This is a genomic window from Pseudomonas gingeri (assembly GCF_013385425.1).
Taxonomy (GTDB): Bacteria; Pseudomonadota; Gammaproteobacteria; order Pseudomonadales; family Pseudomonadaceae; genus Aquipseudomonas; species Aquipseudomonas gingeri_D.
The window spans coordinates 285114-310111 of record NZ_JACAQA010000004.1; the positions used below are offsets into that span (position 1 = coordinate 285114).

22 protein-coding genes and 1 other RNA gene are annotated in these 24998 nt (G+C 62.8%); 18 read left to right on the forward strand and 5 right to left on the reverse strand.

The genetic code is table 11. From position 1 onward, the window contains the following. Window positions 1-51: 51 nt before the first annotated feature. The 4 genes from HX830_RS06890 to HX830_RS06905 all read right to left on the reverse strand — a co-directional run bounded on the left by HX830_RS06890 (window position 52) and on the right by HX830_RS06905 (window position 3540). The gene (locus HX830_RS06890) at window positions 52-630 is read right to left on the reverse strand and encodes a BON domain-containing protein (protein WP_152741179.1); all 579 of its coding nucleotides are present in this window, start codon (window positions 628-630) and stop codon (window positions 52-54) included. After that, window positions 627-1220, reverse strand: a complete 594-nt coding sequence (locus HX830_RS06895) for a phosphoheptose isomerase (RefSeq protein WP_103494521.1) — start codon at window positions 1218-1220, stop codon at window positions 627-629. Before HX830_RS06895 ends, HX830_RS06890 begins: the two co-directional genes overlap by 4 nt. A 137-nt stretch (window positions 1221-1357) precedes the next feature. After that, window positions 1358-1729 carry a YraN family protein gene (locus HX830_RS06900; RefSeq protein WP_177099468.1) on the reverse strand — a complete coding sequence of 124 codons (372 nt, stop codon included), beginning with the start codon at window positions 1727-1729 and terminating at the stop codon, window positions 1358-1360. Beyond that, on the reverse strand, window positions 1729-3540 hold the full coding sequence (locus HX830_RS06905) for a penicillin-binding protein activator (protein WP_103494523.1): 1812 nt from the start codon (window positions 3538-3540) through the stop codon (window positions 1729-1731). The genes HX830_RS06900 and HX830_RS06905 overlap by 1 nt, the downstream gene beginning before the upstream one ends. 236 nt (window positions 3541-3776) lie before the next feature. Between HX830_RS06905 and rsmI the strand changes: the two genes are divergently transcribed. The 18 genes from rsmI to lpxC all read left to right on the forward strand — a co-directional run bounded on the left by rsmI (window position 3777) and on the right by lpxC (window position 23223). Continuing rightward, window positions 3777-4631, forward strand: a complete 855-nt coding sequence (rsmI, locus tag HX830_RS06910; protein ID WP_177099470.1) for a 16S rRNA (cytidine(1402)-2'-O)-methyltransferase — start codon at window positions 3777-3779, stop codon at window positions 4629-4631. A gap of 132 nt (window positions 4632-4763) precedes the next feature. Next, window positions 4764-5117: RNase P RNA component class A (gene rnpB / locus HX830_RS06915), an RNA gene on the forward strand. Window positions 5118-5427: 310 nt separating this feature from the next. Further along, a complete protein-coding gene (gene mraZ, locus HX830_RS06920; RefSeq protein WP_100941295.1) occupies window positions 5428-5883 on the forward strand; it encodes a division/cell wall cluster transcriptional repressor MraZ in 456 nt (151 codons plus the stop codon). Continuing rightward, window positions 5880-6827, forward strand: coding sequence for a 16S rRNA (cytosine(1402)-N(4))-methyltransferase RsmH (rsmH, locus tag HX830_RS06925; protein WP_370868312.1), 948 nt, complete (start codon window positions 5880-5882; stop codon window positions 6825-6827). Before mraZ ends, rsmH begins: the two co-directional genes overlap by 4 nt. After that, window positions 6824-7117, forward strand: coding sequence for a cell division protein FtsL (ftsL, locus tag HX830_RS06930; protein WP_100941296.1), 294 nt, complete (start codon window positions 6824-6826; stop codon window positions 7115-7117). The genes rsmH and ftsL overlap by 4 nt, the downstream gene beginning before the upstream one ends. After that, a complete protein-coding gene (locus HX830_RS06935) occupies window positions 7117-8853 on the forward strand; it encodes a peptidoglycan D,D-transpeptidase FtsI family protein (RefSeq protein ID WP_177099622.1) in 1737 nt (578 codons plus the stop codon). The genes ftsL and HX830_RS06935 overlap by 1 nt, the downstream gene beginning before the upstream one ends. Beyond that, a complete protein-coding gene (locus HX830_RS06940) occupies window positions 8853-10316 on the forward strand; it encodes a UDP-N-acetylmuramoyl-L-alanyl-D-glutamate--2,6-diaminopimelate ligase (RefSeq protein WP_177099472.1) in 1464 nt (487 codons plus the stop codon). Before HX830_RS06935 ends, HX830_RS06940 begins: the two co-directional genes overlap by 1 nt. Further along, window positions 10309-11691 (forward strand): UDP-N-acetylmuramoyl-tripeptide--D-alanyl-D-alanine ligase, encoded by a 1383-nt coding sequence (locus tag HX830_RS06945; protein WP_177099474.1) that lies wholly within the window; start codon window positions 10309-10311, stop codon window positions 11689-11691. The genes HX830_RS06940 and HX830_RS06945 overlap by 8 nt, the downstream gene beginning before the upstream one ends. Continuing rightward, complete coding sequence (gene mraY, locus HX830_RS06950) at window positions 11691-12773, forward strand: phospho-N-acetylmuramoyl-pentapeptide-transferase (RefSeq protein WP_152741173.1); 1083 nt, start codon at window positions 11691-11693, stop codon at window positions 12771-12773. The genes HX830_RS06945 and mraY overlap by 1 nt, the downstream gene beginning before the upstream one ends. Window positions 12774-12778: 5 nt before the next feature. Beyond that, entirely contained in the window at window positions 12779-14125 is a 1347-nt protein-coding gene (gene murD, locus HX830_RS06955) for a UDP-N-acetylmuramoyl-L-alanine--D-glutamate ligase (RefSeq protein ID WP_177099476.1), read from the forward strand. Then, complete coding sequence (ftsW, locus tag HX830_RS06960; protein ID WP_177099478.1) at window positions 14122-15336, forward strand: putative lipid II flippase FtsW; 1215 nt, start codon at window positions 14122-14124, stop codon at window positions 15334-15336. The genes murD and ftsW overlap by 4 nt, the downstream gene beginning before the upstream one ends. Continuing rightward, entirely contained in the window at window positions 15326-16396 is a 1071-nt protein-coding gene (gene murG / locus HX830_RS06965; protein ID WP_100941303.1) for an undecaprenyldiphospho-muramoylpentapeptide beta-N-acetylglucosaminyltransferase, read from the forward strand. Before ftsW ends, murG begins: the two co-directional genes overlap by 11 nt. Beyond that, window positions 16389-17843: a UDP-N-acetylmuramate--L-alanine ligase gene (gene murC, locus HX830_RS06970; protein ID WP_103494531.1), complete on the forward strand. Its 1455-nt coding sequence runs from the start codon at window positions 16389-16391 to the stop codon at window positions 17841-17843. Before murG ends, murC begins: the two co-directional genes overlap by 8 nt. Continuing rightward, window positions 17840-18796 (forward strand): D-alanine--D-alanine ligase, encoded by a 957-nt coding sequence (locus HX830_RS06975; protein ID WP_177099480.1) that lies wholly within the window; start codon window positions 17840-17842, stop codon window positions 18794-18796. Before murC ends, HX830_RS06975 begins: the two co-directional genes overlap by 4 nt. Before the next feature lie 4 nt (window positions 18797-18800). Continuing rightward, window positions 18801-19670 carry a cell division protein FtsQ/DivIB gene (locus HX830_RS06980; RefSeq protein ID WP_152741171.1) on the forward strand — a complete coding sequence of 290 codons (870 nt, stop codon included), beginning with the start codon at window positions 18801-18803 and terminating at the stop codon, window positions 19668-19670. A 14-nt stretch (window positions 19671-19684) separates the two neighbouring features. Then, window positions 19685-20950, forward strand: a complete 1266-nt coding sequence (ftsA, locus tag HX830_RS06985) for a cell division protein FtsA (RefSeq protein WP_100941307.1) — start codon at window positions 19685-19687, stop codon at window positions 20948-20950. Between the two features lie 55 nt (window positions 20951-21005). Continuing rightward, on the forward strand, window positions 21006-22199 hold the full coding sequence (ftsZ, locus tag HX830_RS06990) for a cell division protein FtsZ (protein WP_103494534.1): 1194 nt from the start codon (window positions 21006-21008) through the stop codon (window positions 22197-22199). Window positions 22200-22311: 112 nt separating this feature from the next. After that, on the forward strand, window positions 22312-23223 hold the full coding sequence (lpxC, locus tag HX830_RS06995) for a UDP-3-O-acyl-N-acetylglucosamine deacetylase (protein WP_100941309.1): 912 nt from the start codon (window positions 22312-22314) through the stop codon (window positions 23221-23223). Window positions 23224-23409: 186 nt separating this feature from the next. Here the strand turns inward: lpxC and HX830_RS07000 are convergent, their stop codons facing one another. After that, window positions 23410-24855 carry a sensor domain-containing diguanylate cyclase gene (locus HX830_RS07000; RefSeq protein ID WP_152741170.1) on the reverse strand — a complete coding sequence of 482 codons (1446 nt, stop codon included), beginning with the start codon at window positions 24853-24855 and terminating at the stop codon, window positions 23410-23412. Window positions 24856-24998: the final 143 nt, after the last annotated feature.

Below are 24998 nucleotides of genomic sequence, written 5' to 3' on the forward strand. Positions count from 1 at the left end.
AAAGGCGCCTCGAATGAGGCGCCTTTTTTACATCTGCATTCTGGCAGCGGATCAGTCGATGTACTCGAACAGCTTGACGATCTTCTGCACGCCGCCGACGCTCTGCACCAGGTTGGTGGCGCGGGCGCCTTCGTCCTGGGTCACCAGGCCCAGCAGGTAGACGATGCCGTTCTCGGTGACGACCTTGATGCGCGAACCGGGAATGCTGTTATCGGTCAGCATCTGGGTCTTGATCTTGGTGGTCAGCCAGTTGTCGCTGCTGCGGGCCAGCAGCGAGGACGGTTCGATGACCTGCAGCTCGTTGTTGACCTTCTTCACTCGTTGAACCGCGGCGGCGGCCTGTTCGGCCTTGGCCTTGAGGTCTTCGCGTGGGGTCTGGCCGGCCAGCAGGACAATGCCGTTATAGCTGGTGACGACAATGTGCGAGCCGTTATCCAGGGCGGGATCGGCCTTGGCGACGTTGACCGCGACCTTGGTCTCGATCAGCGAATCATCGATCTTGCTGCCCAGGGTGCGGGTTCCGCGATCGTCGTTGATCGGCTCGTCGCGGGTGGCGGTCAGTACCGAACTGCAGCCGCTGATGCCCAGGCACAGGGTCAAGGCCAGCAGGCTAAGGCGATTGATGGTCATTCTTCACTCCCGAACAATTGGCTGTCGATCAGATCGCAGAGGCAATGGATCGCCAGCAGGTGGACTTCCTGAATACGTGCGGTGACGTTGGCCGGGACGCGAATCTCGACATCCTCGGGCAGCAGCAGGGAAGCCATGCCGCCGCCGTCGCGTCCCGTCAAGGCTACGACAACCATTTCGCGATCATGTGCGGCCTGGATGGCCTGAATAATGTTGGCGGAGTTGCCGCTGGTGGAAATCGCCAGCAGCACGTCGCCCGGTTGGCCCAGTGCGCGGATCTGCTTGGAGAAGATTTCGTTGTAGCTGTAGTCATTGGCGATCGAGGTGAGGGTCGAGCTGTCGGTGGTCAGGGCAATGGCCGGCAGGCTCGGTCGCTCGCGCTCGAAGCGGTTGAGCAGTTCCGAGGAAAAGTGCTGGGCATCGCCGGCGGAGCCGCCGTTGCCGCAGGAGAGCATTTTGCCTTCGTTGAGCAGGGCATTGACCATGACCTGGCTGGCTTGCTCGATGTGAGGTGCAAGAACGTCCATCGCCTGTTGCTTGGTGTCGATACTGGCCTGGAAAAGCTGGCGAATTCGGGATTGCATGTCCATCTACGTAACCTTAAGTAGGGCGGCTGGTCGAGCGCGGACCGGGTTTTCCCGGTAGCTGCCCGGCACAAGAATGTGCAGCCCGCAAAGCAAAGAGCAAAATCGGTGGGTGAAAAGAGTAACCGGGTCGACAGCCTGGATCAGCTGTCGAAGGCATTCCGTAGCCAGTTCAACTGGGGTGTCGCCTCGACCGGGCCGTCTATGGCCACCACGTCGAAGCGGCAAGGGCAATGGGCCCAGCGTGACTCGCGTTGCAGGAAATACTGCGCGGCGAATATTACCTTCTTGCGCTTGCGGGCATCGATGCTGCCCAGTGCGCCACCCCATTGGGTGTTTTTCCTGTAACGAACTTCGACGAATACTACTGTATCGCCGTCGAGCATGACCAGATCAAGCTCGCCCCGTTTGCATGTCCAGTTCTGCGCCAGCAGGCGCAGCCCCTGTTGTTCAAGGTGCCGCAACGCCAGGAGCTCGGCATCCTTGCCGTGTTCCAGGTGGGCGGCGGGTGCCATCAGTGCGGCGTATCCGGCAGGCGCTGGACCTGACCGCTGACGAACTGGGCCCAGGGCAGCTGGCGTTCGACCCGTTGTCCCGGATCCATGCTCAGGCTGCCGGAGAGACCTTCGATACGGCTGTCGGGCAGGGCCTTGAGTTGACCCAGGCGTGGCGCCAGGCGATAGGCGTCGACACCCATGGCATACAAGCGACCGAGGGCGCCGTTGGCTTGTGGCCATTGCGCGGTGACCTGTTTGCGCAGCGGGTCGTTGGCGTCCAGCAGCCAAGGGGTTTCGCAGAAACGAACGCCGTTCATGTCGTTGTACTGGTTCTGGTCGCCGGTGGCGCTGAACACGTGGGAGGTCGCATACACCGGTACATCACCGGCGTACTGGAAGTTCAGGGTCGGTTTGATCTGCTGCGCCTGTTGCGGTGTCGCGGCGAGGAAGATGAACTCGATGTCCTGGCGACGCGACGGTTGGGCGGCGACCTGGCCGCCTACCGTGCTTTGCAGGCTCTTGGCGCGGCCTTCGCTCTGGCGCAGCTGGAACAGGTCGGCGATCTGCTGGGCCAGGGCGACCGGTTGATCGACACGTTCGATACCGACCACGGTGCCGCCGTTGGCTTCCCAATCCTGGCGGAAGGCCTTGAGCACGCGATCACCCCATTCGCCTTTCGGCACCATGGCGGCGGCACGGTGCAGGCCGTCGGCGCGGGCGCGACGGGACACTTCGCGGGCTTCGTCTTCGGCGGCGAGGCCGAACTGGAACAACTGCGCCGGGTTCTGCGCGCTTTCGCTGTAGTTCAGCGCCAGGGTGGTGATCGGCAATTGCGCACGGGCGCTGAGCTGCTTGACCAGCGGCTTCTCCAGCGGACCGATCACCAACTGCACGCCGGAGGCCTGGGCCTTGCGATAGAAGTCGTCGAGGGAGGTGAGGCGCGAGCTGTCGTAGAACTCGATGACCGGCGGTTTCTGGCCGGCCTGTTGGGCCTGGTAGTGAGCGGCCATGAAGCCTTCACGCAGGGCCTTGCCGACCGAGGCCAGCGGGCCGTCCTGCGGCAGCAGCAGGGCGATCTTGCTCAGCGGCTGGCTGGCCAGTTCCTTGAGTTTCACCAGGGGCAGCGGCAATTGCACGGCGGCCGGGTGCTTGGGGTTCTGCGCGCGCCAGGTGTCGATGGCCGCCTGCTGTTGTTCCAGGGTGCCGGACGATTTCACCGCCAGCGCCAGGCTCAACCAGCCGCTGAGATCGTCGTTGCCAGTGGGTTGCAGCTGGTCGGTCGGCAGGGCCGCGATCAGTGCCCAGATGGCTTCGTGATTGCTTTTCGCCGCATCGCCGCTGAGCAGCGGGGCGATGAAGATGCGCTCGCGAGCGGCGGCCAGGGTCTGGCCGTCGGCTTCAAGGGCCCGGGCGCGCACGGTCTGGGTGCGAATCTGCTGGTCCACCGGCAGCTCGCTGAGGCGCTCCAGGCTCGGATGGCTCAAGGCGGTCAGCGCCGCCTTGGGCTGGTTGCGGGTCATCGCCAGTTCGGCCGCCAGGGTACTGGCGTACACCTGCTGTGCCGGCTTGAGGGTATCCAGCGGTACCTGCGCGAGAATCTGCGAGGCGCGGCCGCTGTCTTTCTGGCGATAGGCCAGGTCGGCAGCGGTCAGGCGCAGCAGGGCGGCTTGTTCCGGCGTCTTGCTGGAAGCCGCCTGCTCGAGCAGTTGCTCGATGCTGGCATTCGGGGTCCGTGGGAGTTCGCCAAGGCTGGAAGAGGGCGAGCTGGCGCAAGCCGCCAGCAAGGCAGCGAGGCAGAGGGCAGAGAACAGCCGCAGGCAAGCGATCATGTAGTGTTCCTGATACTCGATCATATGAGCGTGGAATTGTACCCAAGCACTGGCCGGGGCGCGATGTTACTGGCGTGAAACGGTCAAATTAGGTCGTACAAAGCGTGTCACGGCGCTCGAATCGCTCGCCTTTTGGGCCCGCGCTCGCCGTTGTGAAGCATATCGGCAGGGCGGCTACGCGCTACAATGGCGTTTTCGTTCTTCTCGAGGTATGCGCTTTGACTGCTCCAGGTGCTTTGAATTCCGCTGTCGGCTCGCTTTATGTGGTGGCGACGCCCATTGGCAACCTGGATGACATCAGTGCGCGGGCCATGAAGGTGTTGCGCGACGTGTCGCTGATTGCCGCGGAAGACACCCGCCACTCCCTCAGATTGTTGCAGCACTTCGGAATTACGACACCGCTTGCGGCCTGTCACGAGCACAACGAACGTGACGAAGGCAGCCGTTTCATCGCCAAGTTGCTGGCGGGCGAGGACGTGGCGCTGATCTCCGATGCGGGCACGCCGTTGATCTCCGATCCCGGTTATCACCTGGTGCGTCAGGCGCGGGCGGCAGGTATCAGTGTAGTGCCGGTTCCCGGCGCTTGCGCATTGATCGCCGCGCTCTCGGCGGCGGGGCTGCCGTCCGATCGGTTCATTTTCGAAGGTTTCCTGCCGGCCAAGGCGGTGGGGCGTCGGGCTCGCCTGGAGCTGCTCAAGGAAGAGCCGCGCACGCTGATATTCTATGAGGCACCGCATCGGATCCTTGAATGCCTGCAGGACATGGAGACGGTTTTCGGCGCCGAGCGCCCGGCACTGCTGGCCCGTGAACTGACCAAGACCTTCGAAACCCTCAAGGGCTTGCCGCTGAGCGAGCTGCGCGGCTTTGTCGAAGCGGACGCCAATCAGCAGCGTGGCGAGTGCGTGGTGCTGGTCGCCGGCTGGACGGCACCGGAAAACGATGACGCGGTCGGCAGTGAGGCCATGCGTGTTCTTGACCTGTTGCTCGAGGAAATGCCGCTCAAGCGCGCCGCGGCCCTGGCGGCGGAAATCACCGGGGTGCGCAAGAACCTGCTGTATCAGGTGGCGCTGGATCGGCAGAAAAATGCCTGACTGATTTTGCTGTGGGTTGGATCCGATCCGGGTGTGGGATCCGGCCTGGCGGTGTTTGCCGGGACAGCACCCTGTGGCGAAACGCCTTTAATGCTTGTCCTTCAGGGCATGTGCCGGTAACCTTCGCGGCGGAGAGTCGATTGGACAGTCGCTGCCCCCTATGAAAATTAGGGGGGGGAGGAAAGTCCGGGCTCCATAGGGCGGAGTGCCAGGTAATGCCTGGGAGGCGTGAGCCTACGGAAAGTGCCACAGAAAATAACCGCCTAAGCGCTTCGGCGCCGGTAAGGGTGAAAAGGTGCGGTAAGAGCGCACCGCACGGCTGGCAACAGTTCGTGGCTAGGTAAACCCCACTCGGAGCAAGACCAAATAGGGTTCCAAGGCGTGGCCCGCGCTGGAACCGGGTAGGTTGCTAAAGATGTCCAGTGATGGCCATCGTAGAGGAATGACTGTCCTCGACAGAACCCGGCTTACAGATCGACTCTCCACCTCTTTCCCTCCCTGCACGCAATCGCTGGCAGAAGCGCATTTGTAATACCGAAAAAATCTTACTCTTCACAAATCACTTTAACTTCCGCGCTCAAATTTCTCAGCGCGTTGAAGTTCGTCTCCGGAAACACTCTCCCGATTGTCGAATTACCTCCTTTTATGCTCCTAAATCTCCGATCTGTAAGGCTTTTCCTTAAGACCGCGCCTTGACGGTGTGGTGGGCGCATTCCTATAGTGTGCGCAAGTGGAGGAAAGTGGCATGAAGTGGGTTTTTTTGACGTAAAACGCTAATATTTGGAGAAACGCAGCTGTGTTTCGCGGAGCCAACGCTATCAGTCTCGATGCAAAGGGCCGTCTCGCTATGCCGAGCCGGTACCGTGACGAGCTCGTTTCGCGTAGTTCCGGCCAACTGATCGTGACCATTGATGCCGTGGACCCCTGTTTGTGTGTGTACCCGCTCGACGAGTGGGAACTGATTGAAACCAAGCTGCGTGCGTTGCCGTCGTTGCGGGAAGAGAACCGCCGGCTGCAGCGTTTGCTGATTGGTAATGCCGTCGACCTCGAGCTCGACGGCAGCGGCCGTTTTCTGGTGCCGCCGCGCCTGCGTGAGTACGCGAAGCTGGACAAGCACGCGATGCTGGTAGGCCAACTGAACAAGTTTCAACTGTGGGACGAGGACGCCTGGAACGCTGTATCGGCAGCGGACCTGGCGGCCATTCAACAACCGGGCGCGATGCCTGATGAACTGCGTGATCTGATCCTGTGACTATTGATAGCGGCTTTAACCACATCACCGTACTGCTTGACGAAGCCGTCGAGGCTCTCGCCGTACGCCCTGATGGCTGCTATCTGGATGGCACCTTCGGCCGTGGCGGGCATAGTCGGCTGATCCTCAGCAAGCTCGGGCCGGGTGGCCGACTCCTCGGATTCGACAAGGATCCTCAGGCGATTGCCACCGGGCAAGCGCTAGCGGCCGAAGACGGCCGCTTTGTCGTTGTGCAGCGCAGCTTTGCCGAGCTCGGTTCGGAAATCGTCGAGCGTGACATGGCCGGCAAGGTCAACGGCATCCTGCTGGACCTTGGCGTGTCTTCGCCGCAGCTTGACGACCCGGAGCGGGGCTTCAGTTTCATGAACGACGGTCCGCTGGATATGCGCATGGACCCGTCCCGTGGCATCAGTGCGGCTGAGTTCATCGCCACCGCACCGGCTGAAGAAATTGCCCGGGTGTTCAAGGAATACGGCGAAGAACGTTTCTCCGGTCGTATGGCCCGGGCCGTGGTCGAGCGTCGTGTGATCAAGCCCTTCGAGCGCACCGCCGACCTGGCCGAAGTGCTGAAGGTGGCCAACCCGGCCTGGGAAAAGGGCAAGAATCCGGCGACCCGCGCGTTCCAGGGCCTGCGCATCCACGTCAACAACGAACTGGGCGACCTGGAAACCGGCCTCGAAGCGGCGCTCGACGCCCTGGAAGTCGGTGGCCGCCTGGTGGTCATCAGCTTCCACTCGCTGGAAGACCGTATCGTCAAACTGTTCATGCGCCGCCTGGTCAAGGGCGAAAGCGACAACCTGCCGCGTAACCTGCCGGTCCGCCACCAGGCTTTCGAGCCGCGGATCAAAGTGCATGGCAAGGCCCGGTTCGCCTCGGAAGCCGAGCTCAAGGCCAACCCACGTGCGCGCAGCGCCGTCATGCGTGTCGCGGAGAAGCTGCGGTGAGCAAGCTCTACGCCAAGCCACTTCCCGGCGGAAGCTTTTTCATGTTCCTGCTGTTTGTCGCCGTGCTGGTTTCCGCCATCGGCGTGGCCTACAGCGCGCACTGGAACCGTCAACTGCTCAACTCGCTGTACAACGAGCTGAGCGTGCGTGACAAGGCCCAGGCCGAATGGGGTCGCCTGATTCTCGAGCAGAGCACCTGGACCGCCCACAGCCGGATCGAAACCCTGGCCACCGAACAACTGAAGATGCGCATCCCCAGCCCATCCGAAGTCAGGATGGTGGCGCCATGATGAAACTCGAAGGCGCGCTCTATCCCTGGCGCTTCCGCGTGGTCCTCGGCGCACTGGCGATCATGGTCGGCTATATCAGCTGGAAGATCGTCGACCTGCAGGTCATCGACCGGGCGTTCCTGATCGGCCAGGGCGATGCGCGCAGCATGCGGCATATCCCGATTCCGGCGCACCGTGGCCTGATCACCGATCGCAATGGCGAGCCCCTGGCCGTCAGTACCCCGGTGACCACGCTGTGGGCCAACGCCAAGGAAATGCAACTGGCCAAGGATCGCTGGCCGGCGTTGGCGATGGCGCTCGGGCAGGACCCGAAGCTGCTGACCGAACGCCTGGAACAGCAGGCCAATAAAGAATTCATCTACCTGGTCCGTGGCCTGACCCCGGAGCAGGGCCAGTCCGTGCTCGACCTCAAGGTTCCCGGCGTCTACGGCATCGAGGAGTTCCGGCGGTTCTACCCGGCCGGTGAAGTGGCGGCCCATATGGTCGGCTTTACCGACATCGACGACCACGGTCGCGAAGGGGTGGAGCTGGCCTACGACGAGTGGCTGGCCGGGGTACCCGGCAAGCGACAGGTGATCAAGGACCGGCGCGGCCGGCTGATCAAGGATGTCCAAGTCACCAAAAACGCCAAGGCCGGCAAGCCCTTGGCGTTGTCCATTGACCTGCGCCTGCAATACCTGGCCAACCGCGAGTTGCGCAACGCCCTGGTGGAAAACGGCGCCAAGGCCGGCAGCCTGGTGATCATGGATGTGAAGACCGGCGAGATCCTCGCCATGGTCAACCAGCCGACCTACAACCCCAACAACCGGCGCAACCTGCAACCGGCGATGATGCGCAACCGCGCGATGATCGACGTGTTCGAGCCGGGTTCGACCATGAAGCCGATCTCCATGAGCGCGGCCCTGGAAACCGGCCGCTGGAAGCCCAGCGATACGGTCGAGGTCTACCCCGGTACCCTGCAGTTGGGCAAGTACACCATTCGTGACGTGTCCAAGACCGAAGGCCCGGTACTCGACCTGACCGGCATCCTGATCAACTCCAGTAACGTCGGCATGAGCAAGGTCGCCTTCGATATCGGCGGCGAAGCGATTTTCCGCGTGATGCAGAAAGTCGGCCTGGGCCAGGACACCGGCCTCGGCTTCCCCGGCGAGCGGGTCGGCAACCTGCCGAACTACCGCGAGTGGCGCAAGGCCGAGACCGCGACCCTGTCCTACGGCTACGGCCTGTCGGTGACCGCGATCCAGCTGGTGCACGCCTTCTCGGCCCTGGCCAACAACGGCAAGATCGTGCCGCTGACCTTGATCAAGACCGACAAGGCTCCCGAGGGTACCCAGGTTATCCCGGAAAATGTCGCCAAGACCATGCAAGGTATGTTGCAACAAGTGATCGAGGCGCCGCGGGGTGTCTGGCGCGCGAAAGTGCCGGCCTATCACGTGGCCGGCAAGTCCGGTACGGCGCGCAAGACCTCGGTCGGCACCAAGGGTTATGAAGAAAACGCCTACCGCTCGCTGTTCGCCGGTTTCGGCCCGATGAGCGATCCGCGCTACGCCATCGTGGTGGTGATCGACGAACCGAGCAAGGCCGGTTACTTCGGTGGCCTGGTCTCGGCACCGGTCTTCAGCAAAGTCATGTCCGGCACCCTGCGCCTGATGAACGTCATCCCCGACGACTTGCCGACAACGCCCCAACAGCAGGCCGTTGTCGCGCCTGCCCCGGTAAAAGGAGGGCGTGGTTAATGTCCCTGAGCTTGAACAAGATTTTTGCCCACGCCGGTCGCGATCTGCTGATTCGCGAATTGGCCCTCGACAGCCGTAAAGTCCGCGCCGGCGACCTGTTCCTGGCGATACCGGGCGGCAAGGTCGACGGTCGCAACCATATTGCCGACGCCTTGCAGCGTGGCGCGGCGGCGGTGGCCTATGAAGTCGAAGGCGCCACCGTGCTGCCGATCACCGATGTGCCGCTGATCCCGGTCAAGGGCCTGGCGGCGCAACTGTCCGATATCGCCGGGCGTTTCTACGGTGATCCGAGTCGCCACCTGAACCTGGTGGGCGTGACCGGAACCAATGGCAAGACCAGTGTCAGCCAGTTGATTGCCCAGGCCCTCGATTTGCTGGGCCAGCATTGCGGCATTCTTGGCACCCTGGGTACGGGCTTTTACGGCGCGCTGCAGAGCGGCATGCTGACGACGCCGGACCCGATTGCCGTGCAGGCGAGCCTGGCCGACTTGAAGAAAGCCGGGGCCAGGGCCGTGGCCATGGAAGTGTCTTCCCACGGCTTGCATCAGGGCCGGGTGACCGCGCTGGCATTCGATGTGGCCGTGCTGACCAACCTGTCCCGCGATCACCTGGATTATCACGGCACCATGCAAGCCTATGGTGCGGCCAAGGCCAAGTTGTTCGGCTGGGCCGACCTGAGCTGCCGGGTCATCAATATCGACGATGAGTTCGGTCGCCAGCTGGCGGCGGAAAAGCATGAGTCGCGTCTGCTGACCTATAGCCAGGAAGACCCGAGCGCCTACCTCTATTGTCGCGATGCGCAATTCAGCGACGAAGGCGTGCGCGCCACGTTGGTGACGCCGCAAGGCGAGCATCACTTGCGCGGTGCGCTGCTCGGACGCTTCAACCTGAGCAATCTGCTGGCGGCGGTCGGTGCCTTGCTGGGCCTGGATTACCCGCTGGACGAGATCCTGCGCGTACTGCCGCAGCTCGAAGGTCCGGCCGGTCGTATGCAGCGCCTGGGCGGTGGTGCCCGGCCACTGGTGGTGGTCGACTACGCCCACACCCCGGATGCCCTGGAAAAAGTCCTGCTGGCCCTGCGCCCTCACGCCAAGGGTCAATTGCTCTGCCTGTTCGGCTGCGGCGGCGACCGTGATCGCGGCAAGCGCCCGCTGATGGCCGAAGTGGTCGAGCGTCTGGCCGATGTGGCGCTGGTCACCGATGACAACCCACGTACTGAAGACCCTTCGCGGATCTTCGACGATATCCGTGCCGGCTTCGTGGCCACGGACAAGGTCCGTTTTGTCGCCGGTCGCGGTCTGGCCATCGCCGAACTGATTGCCGGCGCCTCGGCCGACGATGTGATTGTCCTGGCCGGTAAAGGTCATGAGGACTATCAGGAAATCAACGGCCAGCGCCATGCCTTCTCCGACCTGGTCGAAGCCACCAAGGCCCTGGATGCCTGGGAGGTCGGCCATGCTTGAGGCGATGAAACTCAGCGAAGTGGCGAAGGCCTTGTCGGCACGCCTGTTGACGGCCGATGCCAGCTTCAATGGCGTGAGCATCGACAGCCGGGCGATTCAGCCGGGCCAGTTGTTTGTCGCGCTGACCGGACCGCGTTTCGACGGTCATGATTATCTCGAGGATGTCGCCGCCAAAGGCGCCGTCGCGGCGCTGGTCGAGCGTGAAGTGGTCGGCAGCAAGCTGCCGCAGTTGCTGGTCGCCGACTGCCGTCTGGCCCTGGGTCAACTGGGCGCGCTGAACCGCGCCGCCTTTACCCGGCCGGTGGCGGCCATTACCGGCTCCAGCGGCAAGACCACGGTCAAGGAGCTGCTCGCGAGTATCCTGCGCACCCGTGGCCTGGTCCTGGCCACTCGCGGCAACCTGAACAACGAACTGGGCGTGCCACTGACCCTGCTCGAGCTGGCCCCGGAACACAGTGCGGCGGTCATCGAGCTGGGGGCTTCGCGCCTAGGCGAAATTGCCTATACCGTCGCCATGACCAAGCCCCATGTGGCCATCTTGAACAATGCCGGAACCGCCCATGTCGGCGAGTTCGGTGGTCCCGAGAAAATCGTCGAGGCCAAGGGCGAGATCATTGAAGGGCTGCAAGCCGATGGCGTGGCCGTCCTCAACCTGGACGACAAGGCTTTCGCTATCTGGCAAGCCCGTGCCGCCGGTCGAAAAGTCCTGAGCTTTGCCCTGGAAAACACCGCCGCCGATTTCCATGGCGCACAGATTTCCCGTGATCCACGGGGCTGCCCGGGTTTCGATTTGCACAGTCCCCTGGGCAGTGCCCGGGTGCAACTGAACCTGCTGGGCACCCACAACGTGGCCAATGCCCTGGCCGCCGCCGCCGCCGCCCATGCCCTCGGCGTTTCCCTGCCGGGCATCGTTGCCGGGCTGGAAGCGGTACAACCGGTCAAGGGGCGCGCGGTGGCGCAATTAGCAATCAATGGCATTCGCGTCATTGACGACACCTACAACGCCAACCCTGCCTCAATCGCGGCCGCCGTTGATATACTCGCCGGCTTTTCCGGCCGCACCGTTCTGGTGCTCGGAGATATCGGCGAGTTGGGCGAGTGGGCGGAGCAAGGACATCGTGAAGTAGGCGCTTATGCCGCCGACAAGGTTTCAGCGCTGTATGCGGTGGGACCGATGATGGTTCATGCCGTCAACGCCTTTGGCCCGCACGCCCGTCATTTCGCCACCCAGGCCGATCTGATCGCGGCGCTGGGCGCCGAGCAAGACACGGACACCACCATTTTGATCAAGGGTTCGCGCAGCGCTGCGATGGAAAACATCGTGGCGGCTTTGTGTGGGCCCGCTTCTGACGAACACAAGGGAGAGAAGCATTAATGCTGCTGCTGCTAGCGGAGTACCTGCAACAGTTCTACAAAGGCTTTGCGGTCTTTCAGTACCTGACCCTGCGCGGGATTCTCGGGGTACTGACTGCGCTGTCTCTGTCGCTGTTTCTCGGCCCATGGATGATTCGGACCCTTCAAAATCGGCAGATCGGTCAGCCGATTCGCGATGACGGTCCAAAAACTCAACTCTCCAAGTCGGGTACGCCGACCATGGGCGGGGTGTTGATCTTGTCCTCCATTGGTATCAGCACCCTGCTGTGGGCTGACCTGCATAACCGCTATGTCTGGGTAGTCCTTCTGGTGACCCTGCTGTTCGGTGCTATCGGCTGGGTCGACGATTACCGCAAGGTGATCGAGAAGAACTCCCGTGGTCTTCCGAGTCGCTGGAAATATTTCTGGCAATCGGTGTTCGGCCTGGGTGCAGCGATCTTCCTGTTCATGACCGCGCAAAGCCCGGTCGAGACCACCTTGCTGATACCGATGCTCAAGGATGTCAGCATTCCCCTGGGTGCAGGCTTCATGGTGCTGACCTACCTGGTCATCGTCGGTTCGAGCAACGCGGTCAACCTGACCGACGGCCTCGACGGCCTGGCGATCATGCCGACGGTGATGGTCGGTGGCGCGCTGGGGATCTTCTGCTACCTGTCGGGTAACGTGAAGTTCGCCGAATACCTGCTGATTCCCTATGTCCCGGGCGCGGGCGAGCTGATTGTGTTCTGCGGCGCGCTGATCGGTGCCGGCCTGGGTTTCCTCTGGTTCAACACCTACCCGGCCCAGGTTTTCATGGGCGACGTTGGCGCACTGGCGCTGGGCGCGGCCCTGGGCACCATTGCGGTGATCGTCCGCCAGGAAATCGTCCTGTTCATCATGGGCGGTGTGTTCGTGATGGAAACCCTGTCGGTGGTGATCCAGGTCGCTTCCTTCAAATTGACTGGCCGCCGTGTGTTCCGCATGGCGCCGATTCACCACCACTTTGAACTCAAGGGTTGGCCCGAACCACGGGTGATCGTCCGTTTCTGGATTATCACCGTGATCCTGGTGCTGGTCGGCCTTGCCACCCTGAAGCTGAGGTAGAACACGTGTCACTGATCGCTTCTGACCACTTCCGCATCGTTGTCGGCCTCGGCAAGAGCGGCATGTCCCTGGTTCGCTTCCTGGCGAACCGGGGCATTGCCTTTGCCGTGGCCGATACGCGGGAAAATCCACCGGAGCTGGCCACGCTGCGCCGTGACTATCCGCAGGTGGAAGTGCGTTGTGGCGAGCTGGACGTCGAATTCCTCTGCCGTGCCGACGAGCTCTACGTGAGCCCCGGCCTGGCCCTGGCGACTCCGGCCCTGCAAGCGGCGGCCGCCCGTGGCGTGAAATTGTCCGGCGATATCGAGCTGTTCGCGCGTCACGCGAAGGCGCCGATCGTCGCCATCAGCGGTTCCAATGCGAAAAGCACCGTCACCACCCTGGTCGGCGAAATGGCTGCTGCGGCCGGCAAGCGTGTCGCTGTCGGCGGCAACCTCGGCACCCCGGCGCTGGACCTGCTCAGCGACGACGTCGAGCTGTACGTGATGGAACTGTCGAGCTTCCAGCTGGAAACCACCGACCACCTCGGTGCCGAAGTGGCCACCGTGCTGAATGTCAGCGAAGACCATATGGACCGCTACAGCGGCCTGCCGGCCTATCACCTGGCCAAGCACCGGATCTTCCGTGGCGCCAGGCAGGTGGTGGTCAACCGTCAGGACGCCTTGTCCCGGCCGCTGATGAGCGAAGGCCTGCCGTGCTGGACCTTTGGCCTCGGCAAACCGGACTTCAAGGCTTTCGGCCTGCGCGAAGAGAATGGCGAGAAGTACCTGGCCTTCGAATTCCAGAACCTGATGCCAGTAAGCGAACTACGGATTCGCGGCGCCCACAACCAGGCCAATGCCCTCGCGGCCCTGGCCCTGGGCCATGCGGTCGGGCTGCCGTTCGACGCCATGCTCTCGAGCCTGCGGACCTTCGCCGGTCTCGAACATCGCTGCCAGTGGGTCCGTGAGTTGAACGGCGTGAACTACTACAACGACTCCAAGGCCACCAACGTCGGTGCGGCCCTGGCCGCCATCGAAGGCCTGGGGGCCGATATTGCCGGCAAGCTGGTACTGATTGCCGGTGGCGACGGCAAGGGCGCGGACTTCAGCGGCCTGCGCGGCCCGGTTGCGAGCCACTGCCGTGCGGTGGTCCTGCTCGGCCGCGATGCTGAACTCCTGGCCCAGGCCCTGGGCGACGCCGTACCGCTGATTCGCGTGCAGAGCTTGAACGAGGCCGTACAGCGCTGTGCCGAGCTGGCCGAGCCGGGTGATGCGGTGTTGCTGTCGCCGGCCTGCGCCAGTTTCGACATGTTCAAGAACTACGAAGAACGCGGGCGCCTGTTCGCCCAGGCCGTGGAGGGGTTGGTATGAATTTCAATATCATCAAGCCCTATCCGTCGCCGATTATCAGCGGACACGGCGTCGACGTCGATTTCCCGATGCTGGCCGGCGCCCTGGGGCTGCTGGGGCTGGGTCTGGTCATGATCACCTCGGCGTCCTCGGAAGTCGCCGCCGTGCAGTCGGGCAACGCGCTGTACCACATGATTCGCCATCTGATCTACATGGTCATCGGCTTGGGTGCCTGCATTGCCACCATGATGGTGCCGATCGCCACCTGGCAGCGGATGGGCTTCATGATGCTGGTGGGTGCTTTCGGCTTGCTGGTCATGGTGCTGCTACCGGGCATCGGCCGCGAGGTGAACGGTTCGATGCGCTGGATCGGCTTCAGCTTCTTTAACGTGCAGCCCTCGGAAATCGCCAAGGTCTTCGTGGTGATCTACCTCGCCGGTTACCTGGTGCGGCGACAGAAGGAAGTCCGCGAAAGCTGGATGGGCTTCTTCAAGCCCTTCATCGTCTTGCTGCCGATGGCCGGCCTGCTGCTGATGGAACCGGACTTCGGTGCCACCGTGGTGATGATGGGCGCGGCGGCGGCGATGCTGTTCCTCGGCGGGGTCGGGCTGTTGCGCTTCGGCTTGATGGTCATGCTCGCGGTGGTGGCGGTGGTGGTGCTGATCAAGGCGCAACCCTACCGGATGGCGCGTTTGACCACCTTTACCGACCCCTGGGCCGACCAGTTCGGTTCCGGCTACCAGCTGACCCAGGCACTGATCGCCTTCGGTCGTGGCGAATGGCTGGGCGTGGGCCTGGGCAACAGCGTGCAGAAACAGTTCTACCTGCCTGAAGCGCACACCGACTTCGTGTTCTCCGTACTGGCTGAAGAGCTGGGTGCGGTGGGTTCGCTGCTCACGGTCGCGCTGTTTGTTTTCGTCAGTGTGCGGGCCATGTACATCGGCCTATGGGCGGAAAAGGCCAAGCAGTTCTTTGCCGCCTATATGGCCTACGGCCTGGCCTTTCTGTGGATCGGTCAATTCCTGATCAATATCGGCGTGAACGTCGGCCTGCTGCCGACCAAGGGCCTGACCCTGCCGTTCCTCAGTTACGGCGGTAGTTCGTTGGTGATTTGCTGTGCCCAGCTCGGCTTGTTGCTGCGTATCGAGTGGGAGAGTCGAACCCATCTGGGCAGTGAAGAGATGGAGTTCGATGAAAGTGACTTCGCCGAGGAGTCACCCCATGGCCGATAAAGTGCTGATCATGGCCGGTGGCACCGGCGGACACGTGTTCCCGGCGCTGGCCTGCGCGCGGGAGTTCCAGGCGCGCGGCTACGAGGTGCACTGGTTGGGCACGCCGCGGGGTATCGAGAACGAACTGGTGCCGGGCGCCGGGTTGCCGCTGCACCTGATCCAGGTCACGGGCCTGCGGGGCAAGGGCAAACTGTCGCTGCTCAAGGCGCCGTTCGTCCTGCTCAAGGCGGTGTGGCAGGCACGCAAGGTCATGCGGGAACTGAAGCCGGTCTGTGTGCTGGGCTTTGGCGGTTATGTGACCGGCCCCGGCGGTGTTGCCGCGCGGATGGCCGGTATTCCGGTGATCGTTCATGAACAGAACGCCGTGGCGGGTACCGCCAATCGGCTGCTGGTGCCCTTGGCGACCCGGGTCTGCGAAGCTTTCCCGAATACCTTCGGCGCCTCGGGCAAACGTCGGACCACCGGTAACCCGGTGCGCACCGAACTGTTCCTGGAAACCCCGCGCCAGGACCTCGCCGGACGCCGCGCGCGCCTGCTGATCCTGGGCGGCAGCCTGGGTGCCGAACCGTTGAACAAGCTGTTGCCCGAAGCTTTGGCGCAAGTGCCGGCCGAGTACCGCCCGGAAGTGTTTCACCAGGCCGGGCGCAATCACGACGAAATCACCGCCGAACGCTACCAGGCGGTCGGCGTCGAGGCGCAAGTGGCGCCGTTTATCAAAGACATGGCCCAAGCCTATGGCTGGGCCGACCTGGTGGTCTGCCGTGCCGGCGCCTTGACCGTCAGTGAACTGGCCGCCGCCGGTCTGCCCTCGTTGCTGGTGCCCTTGCCCCATGCGATCGACGATCACCAGACCCGCAATGCCGAATATCTGGCCGGGGAGGGCGCTGCCTTCCTGCTGCCGCAAAGAACGACTGGCGCCGCCGACCTGGCGGCTCGCCTGACAGAGGTTTTGATGCAACCGGAACGACTGAACAGCATGGCGCGCACTGCCCGCCGCCTGGCCAAGCCAGATGCCACCCGCACCGTGGTCGAGATCTGCCTGGAGGTGGCCCATGGTTGAGAATCAGAAAGCCATGCCGCAACCGGAAATGCGCCGTATCCGTCGTATCCACTTCGTCGGGATCGGCGGCGTGGGCATGTGCGGGATTGCCGAAGTGTTGTTGAACCTGGGCTATGAAGTGTCCGGTTCCGACCTGAAGACCTCGCCGGTGACCGAGCGCCTGGAGTCCTTCGGCGCCCACATCTTTATCGGCCACCGCGCCGAGAACGCCGCCGACGCCGATGTGCTGGTGGTGTCGAGTGCCGTGAACAAGTCCAACCCGGAAGTGGCCACCGCCCTGGAGCGGCGCATTCCGGTGGTGCCGCGCGCCGAGATGCTGGCCGAGCTGATGCGCTATCGCCACGGCATCGCCGTCGCCGGTACCCACGGCAAGACCACCACCACCAGCCTGATCGCCTCGGTGTTCGCCGCCGGTGGCCTCGATCCGACCTTTGTCATCGGTGGCCGACTGAATGCCGCGGGCACCAATGCCCAGCTCGGCACCAGCCGCTACCTGATCGCCGAAGCCGATGAAAGCGACGCCAGCTTCCTGCACCTGCAGCCGCTGGTCGCCGTGGTCACCAACATCGACGCCGACCATATGGACACCTATGAAGGCGACTTCAACAAACTGAAGAAGACCTTCGTCGAGTTCCTCCACAACCTGCCGTTCTACGGTCTGGCCGTGGTCTGCCTGGACGATCCGGTGGTGCGCGAGATCCTTCCGCAGATCGCCCGTCCGACCGTGACCTACGGTGTCCACGAAGACGCCGACGTGCGTGCGATCAATATTCGCCAGGCCGGCATGCAGACCCACTTCACCGTGCTGCGTCGCGACCGCGAGCCGCTGAACGTGTCGGTGAACATGCCGGGCAACCACAACGTGCTCAACTCCCTGGCCACCATCGCCATCGCCAGCGACGAGGGCATCAGCGATGAAGCCATCGTCCAGGGGCTGTCGGGCTTCCAGGGCGTCGGTCGACGCTTCCAGGTCTACGGCGAACTGCCGGTGGACGGCGGCAGCGTGATGCTGGTGGACGACTACGGTCACCACCCGACCGAAGTCGCGGCGGTGATCAAGGCTGTCCGCGGTGGCTGGCCGGAGCGCCGCCTGGTGATGGTCTATCAGCCGCACCGCTACACCCGCACCCGCGACCTGTACGACGATTTCGTCCAGGTGCTGGCCGACGCCAATGTCCTGCTGTTGATGGAAGTCTATCCGGCCGGGGAGGAAGCGATTCCGGGCGCGGACAGCCGCCAGCTGTGCCGCAGCATTCGCCAGCGCGGCCAGCTCGACCCGATCTATATCGAGCGTGGTGTCGAGCTGGCTCCGCTGGTCAAGCCGCTGTTGCTGCCCGGTGACATCCTGCTTTGCCAGGGCGCCGGCGATATCGGTGGCCTCGCCCCGCAATTGCTCAAGAGCCCGCTGTTCGCCACTGCCGTAGCCAGCCAGGAGAAGTCGAAATGACCGCTGCCTACGCCAACCTGTTCTCGACCGTCCCGCCGAAAGCCTTCGGCCGCGTCGCCGTGCTGTTCGGCGGCAAGAGCGCCGAGCGCGAGGTCTCGCTGAAGTCCGGCAACGCGGTGCTCGAAGCGCTGCAAAGCGCCGGTGTCGACGCCTTCGGTATCGATGTGGGCGACGATTTCCTGCAACGCCTGCTCAATGAAAAGATCGACCGCGCCTTTATCATTCTGCACGGTCGCGGCGGTGAAGACGGCAGCATGCAAGGCCTGCTCGAATGCCTGGGGATTCCCTACACCGGCAGCGGCATCCTCGCCTCGGCGCTGGCCATGGACAAGCTGCGGACCAAGCAGGTCTGGCACAGCCTGGGGATTCCGACACCGCGTCACGCCGTGTTGAGTTCCGCGGCCGACTGTATTTCAGCCGGCGCGGAACTGGGGTTCCCTTTGATCGTCAAACCTGCTCATGAAGGCTCCAGTATTGGGATGGCCAAAGTGACCTGCGCCGACGATCTGATCGCCGCCTGGAAAGCCGCCGCCGCCTACGATTCGCAAGTATTGGTTGAACAGTGGATTCAAGGTCCGGAGTTCACCATCGCCACCCTGCGCGACCAGATCCTGCCGCCGATTGCCCTCGGCACCCCGCATTCGTTCTACGACTACGACGCCAAGTACCTGGCTTCCGATACCCAGTATCGGATTCCCTGCGGCCTCGATAGCACCAAGGAAAAGGAACTGATGGACCTCACGGCCAAGGCCTGCGAGGCGCTCGGTATCGCCGGTTGGGGCCGGGCCGACGTGATGCAGGACGCCGACGGGCAGTTCTGGTTCCTGGAAGTCAACACCGCGCCGGGCATGACCGACCACAGTCTGGTCCCCATGGCCGCGCGGGCCGCCGGCCTGGATTTCCAGCAGTTGGTGCTGGCGATCCTGGCGGCAAGCATCGAGGTACGAGGTTAAGACCATGCACGGCGCATCGATTCGTCATCAGTCACCCGCCCCCGGCCGTAACAAGCCGGTGCCGCGGGGTGCCAGCCGGATGGTGGCTAAAGAGCCGATGTCGGTGCGCCTGCCGAAAGCCAACTTCAGCATTTTCAAGCGCCTGATGTGGCCGGTGCTGCTGGTGGCCCTGGGTTTCGGTACCTACGAAGGTGCCCAGCGCCTGTTGCCCTATGCCGATCGGCCGATCAGCAAGATCAACGTGCAGGGCGACCTGAGCTACATCAGCCAGCAGGCGGTGCAGCAGCGGATCGCGCCGTACGTCGCGTCGAGCTTCTTCACCATCGACTTGGCGAGCATGCGCACCGAGCTGGAAACCATGCCGTGGATCGCCCATGCCGAGGTCCGGCGTGTGTGGCCGGACCAGGTGGTGATCCGCCTGGAAGAGCAATTGCCGGTGGCCCGCTGGGGCGACGGGGCGTTGTTGAACAACCAGGGCCAGGCGTTCGCGCCACGGGAACTGGCGAACTACGAGCATCTGCCGCAGTTGTTCGGTCCCCAACGGGCCCAGCAACAGGTGATGCAGCAGTATCAGGTGTTGAGTCAGATGCTGCGCCCGCTGGGTTTCTCGATTGTCCGGCTGGAACTGCGTGAACGCGGCAGCTGGTTCCTGACCACCGGCGCGGGCAGCGCGGGGCCGGGGATCGAGTTGTTGTTGGGTCGCGATCATCTGGTCGAGAAGATGCGCCGTTTTATTGCCATTTATGAAAAAACGCTGAAAGAACAGATTACGAACATTGCCAGCATCGATCTGCGTTATTCCAACGGCCTGGCCGTCGGATGGCGGGAACCTGTGGCACCCGTGACGGCCAAACCCGCCGTTGCGAAGAATTAAGAAGAGGCAGGACCATGGCAAACGTGCAAAGCGGCAAAATGATCGTCGGACTGGATATCGGTACCTCCAAGGTGGTGGCACTGGTGGGCGAGGTCGCGGCCGATGGCACGCTGGAAATCGTCGGTATCGGCACCCATCCTTCCCGCGGCCTGAAGAAGGGCGTGGTGGTGAATATCGAGTCCACCGTGCAGTCGATCCAGCGTGCGGTGGAAGAGGCGCAACTGATGGCCGGTTGCCGGATCCACTCGGCGTTCGTCGGCGTGGCGGGCAATCACATCCGCAGCCTGAACTCCCATGGGATTGTCGCGATCCGCGATCGTGAAGTCAGCGCGGCGGATCTCGAACGTGTGCTCGATGCGGCCCAGGCCGTGGCGATTCCGGCGGACCAGCGGGTCCTGCACACGCTGCCGCAGGACTACGTGATCGACAACCAGGAAGGCGTTCGCGAACCCCTGGGCATGTCCGGCGTACGTCTGGAAGCCAAGGTCCACGTGGTCACCTGCGCGGTGAACGCGGCACAGAACATCGAGAAGTGCGTGCGTCGCTGCGGTCTGGAAATCGACGACATCATTCTTGAGCAACTGGCTTCGGCCTACTCGGTGCTGACCGACGACGAGAAAGAACTGGGCGTGTGCCTGGTGGATATCGGCGGCGGCACCACCGACATCGCGATCTTCACCGAAGGCGCGATCCGCCACACCGCGGTGATCCCGATTGCCGGTGATCAGGTGACCAACGACATCGCCATGGCGTTGCGCACCCCGACCCAGTACGCCGAAGAGATCAAGATCCGCTACGCCTGTGCCCTGGCGAAACTGGCCGGTGCCGGTGAAACCATCAAGGTGCCGAGCGTCGGCGACCGTCCGCCACGCGAGCTGTCGCGCCAGGCCCTGGCCGAAGTGGTCGAGCCGCGCTACGACGAACTGTTCACCCTGATCCAGGCCGAACTGCGTCGCAGCGGCTACGAGGACCTGATTCCGGCCGGCATCGTGCTGACCGGTGGTACCTCGAAAATGGAAGGCGCGGTCGAACTGGCCGAAGAGATTTTCCACATGCCGGTGCGCCTGGGCGTGCCGCATAGCGTCAAAGGGCTGTCGGACGTGGTCCGCAACCCGATCTATTCAACTGGGGTAGGGCTGTTGCTGTACGGGCTGCAAAAGCAGTCGGACGGCATTTCCCTGTCCGGCTACAACGGCGGCAACAGAAACGACTATCGCGATGAAGAACAGAAAGCACCTGTGCTGGAGCGCTTGAAGCGCTGGGTTCAGGGCAACTTTTAAAGTTTCAAAGCAGTAGAAGTAGGCGAAAAAACTAGAGAATGAAAGGAGAGGGAACATGTTCGAACTCGTAGACAACGTCCCACAAAGTCCGGTAATCAAGGTTATCGGCGTAGGCGGTGGCGGCGGCAACGCCGTTAACCATATGGTCAAGAGCAACATTGAAGGCGTCGAGTTCATCTGCGCCAACACCGATGCCCAGGCCCTGAAAAACATTGGCGCGCGGACTATCCTGCAACTGGGTACCGGCGTGACCAAGGGCCTGGGTGCCGGCGCCAATCCGGAAGTCGGTCGTCAGGCCGCTCTGGAAGATCGCGAGCGCATCGCCGAAGTGCTGCAGGGCACCAACATGGTGTTCATCACCACCGGCATGGGTGGCGGTACCGGTACCGGTGCGGCCCCGATCATTGCCGAAGTGGCGAAGGAAATGGGCATCCTCACCGTTGCGGTGGTGACCCGTCCGTTCCCGTTCGAAGGCCGAAAGCGCATGCAGATCGCCGATGAAGGCATCCGCGCGCTGAGCGAAAGCGTCGACTCGTTGATCACCATTCCCAACGAGAAGCTGCTGACCATCCTGGGTAAGGACGCCAGCCTGCTGTCGGCTTTCGCCAAGGCTGACGATGTACTCGCCGGTGCCGTTCGCGGTATCTCCGACATCATCAAGCGTCCGGGCATGATCAACGTCGACTTCGCCGACGTGCGTACCGTGATGAGCGAAATGGGCATGGCGATGATGGGCACTGGCTGCGCCAGCGGTCCCAACCGTGCACGTGAAGCCACCGAAGCGGCGATTCGCAACCCGCTGCTGGAAGACGTCAACCTGCAAGGCGCGCGCGGCATCCTGGTGAACATCACCGCCGGTCCTGACCTGTCCCTGGGTGAGTACTCCGACGTGGGTAGCATCATCGAAGCCTTCGCCTCCGAGCACGCCATGGTCAAGGTCGGTACCGTTATCGATCCGGACATGCGCGACGAGCTGCACGTGACCGTGGTTGCCACCGGCCTGGGTGCGCGTATCGAGAAGCCTGTGAAGGTCATCGACAATACGCTGCAGACCAGCCAATCGGCTGCCGCCCAGACGCAAGCACCTTCGCGTCAGGAACTGCCGTCGGTGAACTACCGTGACCTGGATCGTCCGACCGTCATGCGCAACCAGGCCCAGGCCGGTGCTGCGACTGCCGCGAAGATGAACCCGCAGGATGACCTGGACTATCTGGATATCCCGGCTTTCCTGCGTCGCCAGGCCGATTGATGGAATGTATCAGGAGTATTAGGGTGATTGGTGTTCAGCAAAGGCCTGGTCTGCTATTATCGCCAGCCTTTGTTGATACCTGTTCGCAATTTGCGCTGAAGCGGCCCATGCCATGATTAAACAACGCACCCTGAAAAATATTATCCGTGCTACAGGTGTCGGCCTGCACTCCGGCGAGAAGGTCTACCTGACCCTCAAGCCCGCGCCTGTGGACACCGGTATCGTGTTTTGTCGTGCCGACCTCGACCCTGTGGTGCAGATTCCTGCTCGCGCGGAAAACGTTGGTGAAACCACGATGTCGACCACGTTGGTCAACGGTGACGTCAAGGTGGACACGGTTGAGCACCTGCTCTCGGCCATGGCCGGCCTGGGCATCGATAACGCCTACGTCGAGCTCTCCGCGTCCGAAGTCCCGATCATGGATGGTAGCGCTGGACCCTTCGTATTCCTGATTCAATCTGCCGGCCTGGAAGAACAGGACGCAGCCAAGAAGTTCATCCGCATCCTTCGTGAAGTCTCAGTGGAAGACGGCGACAAGCGCGCCACTTTCGTGCCTTTCGAAGGTTTCAAGGTGAGCTTTGAGATCGATTTCGATCACCCGGTGTTCCGTGACCGCATCCAGAGTGCCAGCGTGGATTTTTCCAGCACTTCGTTCGTAAAAGAAGTCAGCCGCGCCCGGACCTTTGGTTTCATGAGTGATATCGAGTACCTGCGCAAGCACAACCTCGCACTCGGCGGTAGCGTGGAAAACGCCATCGTGGTCGATTCGGATGGTGTACTGAACGAAGACGGCCTTCGTTACGAAGACGAATTCGTCAAACACAAGATCCTCGACGCTATCGGTGACCTCTACCTGTTGGGCAATAGCCTGATTGGTGAGTTCAAAGGCTTCAAGTCCGGTCACGCCCTGAACAACCAGCTTCTGCGTAAGCTCATTGAGCAGAAAGATGCCTGGGAAGTGGTGACCTTCGAAGACGCCAGCACCGCGCCGATCTCTTACATGCGTCCTGTTGCGGCCGTGTAACGACTCTCTCCTTTTGTTGTATTTGAAAGCCGCCTTCGGGCGGCTTTTTTTATATCCCTTCCCTTGTCGAAGCGAGCTTGCTCCGGGCGGCGTTCCGGCGAGGGTAGTCCAGACACCGCGGGGTATCAGATGCCGCGTGTTATCGTTGACGTCCATCGCGAGCAAGCTCGCTCCTACAGGGGGCGCTTACAACCGGTCGAGGCTGGCATGCACCGCACGATCGCGGCCTTCGTGCTTGGCCTGGTACAGCGCCTGGTCGGCTTTGCGCAGCAACTGCTCCACGCTACCGTCGCTGGGCGGCGAGGCGGTGCTGGCGCCGATGCTGACGGTGATCGCCCGATGGTCGCCCTTGAAGGGCGCCAGTGCGGCCATGGCCGTGCGGATCTTTTGCGCCAGGTTCATTGCCCCCTGCTCATCGGTTTCCGGCAGCACCACGGCAAACTCTTCGCCGCCATAACGCGCCGCCATGTCGCCAGGACGCCGAATGTTGTCACTGATCACCTGGGCCAGCCGCCGCAAGGCCTCGTCGCCGACCGGGTGACCGTGGCGGTCGTTGAAGGCCTTGAAGTGATCAGCATCGATCATCAGTACCGACAGCGGTTTGCCGGAACGCTGTGCCCGCGCCCATTCGGTCGCCAGGCCCTGGTCCAGCGCCCGGCGATTGGCCAGGCCGGTCAGCGAGTCGGTGGCGGCCAGCTGCGCCAGCTCCTGCTCGGCGCGCTGGCGTCGGCGCAGTTCCCGGGCCAGCAGCCAACTGAGCCAGAGCAGGCCGATACAGAGCACGCCCGTGGCCAGGCCGACCAGGCGGGTCGTGCGTTTCCAGGCGCCATAGACTTCGTCGGCGGACTGGGACACCACCACGATCAGCGGTAGCGTGCCGACCTGGGAAAAGGTATAGAGCCGCTCGCTGCCATCGATCCCCGAGGTGGTGCTGAAGCTGCCGTTGCCTTGTTTCAGGATCCGGATGAAGTTGGGGTAGTTGCTGAAGTCCTGGCCGGTCAGCTCGTCGGGCAGTGGCGTTTGTCGGGACAGCAGGGTGCCGTCGGTGCTGACCAGGCTGATGGAACCGCCTTTGCCGACGCTCAGGTTCATGAACAGCTCGTCGACGTAACTCAGGCGCATACCGGCGGCGGCCACTCCCAGGAACTCACCGTCCGCGGAGGTCATCCTGCGGCTGAAACTGATCAGCCAGGGATACGGGGCCCGCCTGGACTTGAACGGGTGGCTGATCATCAGGCTCGGGTCCGGGTCGCCCTCGTGGGACTGGAAATACTCACGATCGGAAAAGTTCTCGGCCCTGGGGATGACCGACTGGGAGTCGGCGACCACATTGCCCAGTCGGTCCAGCAGCAGGATATCGCTTTTGTGCGAGGTGCTCGAGGCGCGGTCGAACAGGGCGAGATGACGGACTTCGGGAGCGACCGTGCGCAGGTCCTGGCGCTGCGAGGCCTGGATCAGCCCCTGTAATGCGAGGTCATAGAGCTCGATATTGCGCGATACATCGGCGTCGATCAGTTGCACGATATTGTTCGCCGAGCGCGCAGCGGCCTCGGTGGCGCTGCCGCGCTCGCGGATCAGCAGGAAGGTCACGATGGCAAGCATGGCGATCACTGTCATTCCGCTGACCAGCATCAGCAGGGTTTGCGGCTTGACGGAATTTGCCGGGGCGTGAGGAATGGTCGCACTCTCGATTGCATCGGTTTATTGGCGCATGTATACGGCCCACGCAAGAAAAAGGCCAGTCTCTTGAGACTGGCCTTTGCCGTTCTGTCCCT

What these genes read in the sequence shown, in the direction of transcription:
- HX830_RS06890 (WP_152741179.1), bottom strand. Translation starts at nt 630, where the DNA reads ATGACCATCAATCGCCTTAGCCTGCTGGCCTTGACCCTGTGCCTGGGC.
- HX830_RS06895 (WP_103494521.1), bottom strand. Translation starts at nt 1,220, where the DNA reads ATGGACATGCAATCCCGAATTCGCCAGCTTTTCCAGGCCAGTATCGAC.
- HX830_RS06900 (WP_177099468.1), bottom strand. Translation starts at nt 1,729, where the DNA reads ATGGCACCCGCCGCCCACCTGGAACACGGCAAGGATGCCGAGCTCCTG.
- HX830_RS06905 (WP_103494523.1), bottom strand. Translation starts at nt 3,540, where the DNA reads ATGATCGCTTGCCTGCGGCTGTTCTCTGCCCTCTGCCTCGCTGCCTTG.
- HX830_RS06935 (WP_177099622.1), top strand. Translation starts at nt 7,117, where the DNA reads ATGAAACTCGAAGGCGCGCTCTATCCCTGGCGCTTCCGCGTGGTCCTC.
- HX830_RS06940 (WP_177099472.1), top strand. Translation starts at nt 8,853, where the DNA reads ATGTCCCTGAGCTTGAACAAGATTTTTGCCCACGCCGGTCGCGATCTG.
- HX830_RS06945 (WP_177099474.1), top strand. Translation starts at nt 10,309, where the DNA reads ATGCTTGAGGCGATGAAACTCAGCGAAGTGGCGAAGGCCTTGTCGGCA.
- mraY (WP_152741173.1), top strand. Translation starts at nt 11,691, where the DNA reads ATGCTGCTGCTGCTAGCGGAGTACCTGCAACAGTTCTACAAAGGCTTT.
- ftsW (WP_177099478.1), top strand. Translation starts at nt 14,122, where the DNA reads ATGAATTTCAATATCATCAAGCCCTATCCGTCGCCGATTATCAGCGGA.
- murG (WP_100941303.1), top strand. Translation starts at nt 15,326, where the DNA reads ATGGCCGATAAAGTGCTGATCATGGCCGGTGGCACCGGCGGACACGTG.
- murC (WP_103494531.1), top strand. Translation starts at nt 16,389, where the DNA reads ATGGTTGAGAATCAGAAAGCCATGCCGCAACCGGAAATGCGCCGTATC.
- HX830_RS06975 (WP_177099480.1), top strand. Translation starts at nt 17,840, where the DNA reads ATGACCGCTGCCTACGCCAACCTGTTCTCGACCGTCCCGCCGAAAGCC.
- HX830_RS06980 (WP_152741171.1), top strand. Translation starts at nt 18,801, where the DNA reads ATGCACGGCGCATCGATTCGTCATCAGTCACCCGCCCCCGGCCGTAAC.
- ftsA (WP_100941307.1), top strand. Translation starts at nt 19,685, where the DNA reads ATGGCAAACGTGCAAAGCGGCAAAATGATCGTCGGACTGGATATCGGT.
- ftsZ (WP_103494534.1), top strand. Translation starts at nt 21,006, where the DNA reads ATGTTCGAACTCGTAGACAACGTCCCACAAAGTCCGGTAATCAAGGTT.
- lpxC (WP_100941309.1), top strand. Translation starts at nt 22,312, where the DNA reads ATGATTAAACAACGCACCCTGAAAAATATTATCCGTGCTACAGGTGTC.
- HX830_RS07000 (WP_152741170.1), bottom strand. Translation starts at nt 24,855, where the DNA reads ATGCTGGTCAGCGGAATGACAGTGATCGCCATGCTTGCCATCGTGACC.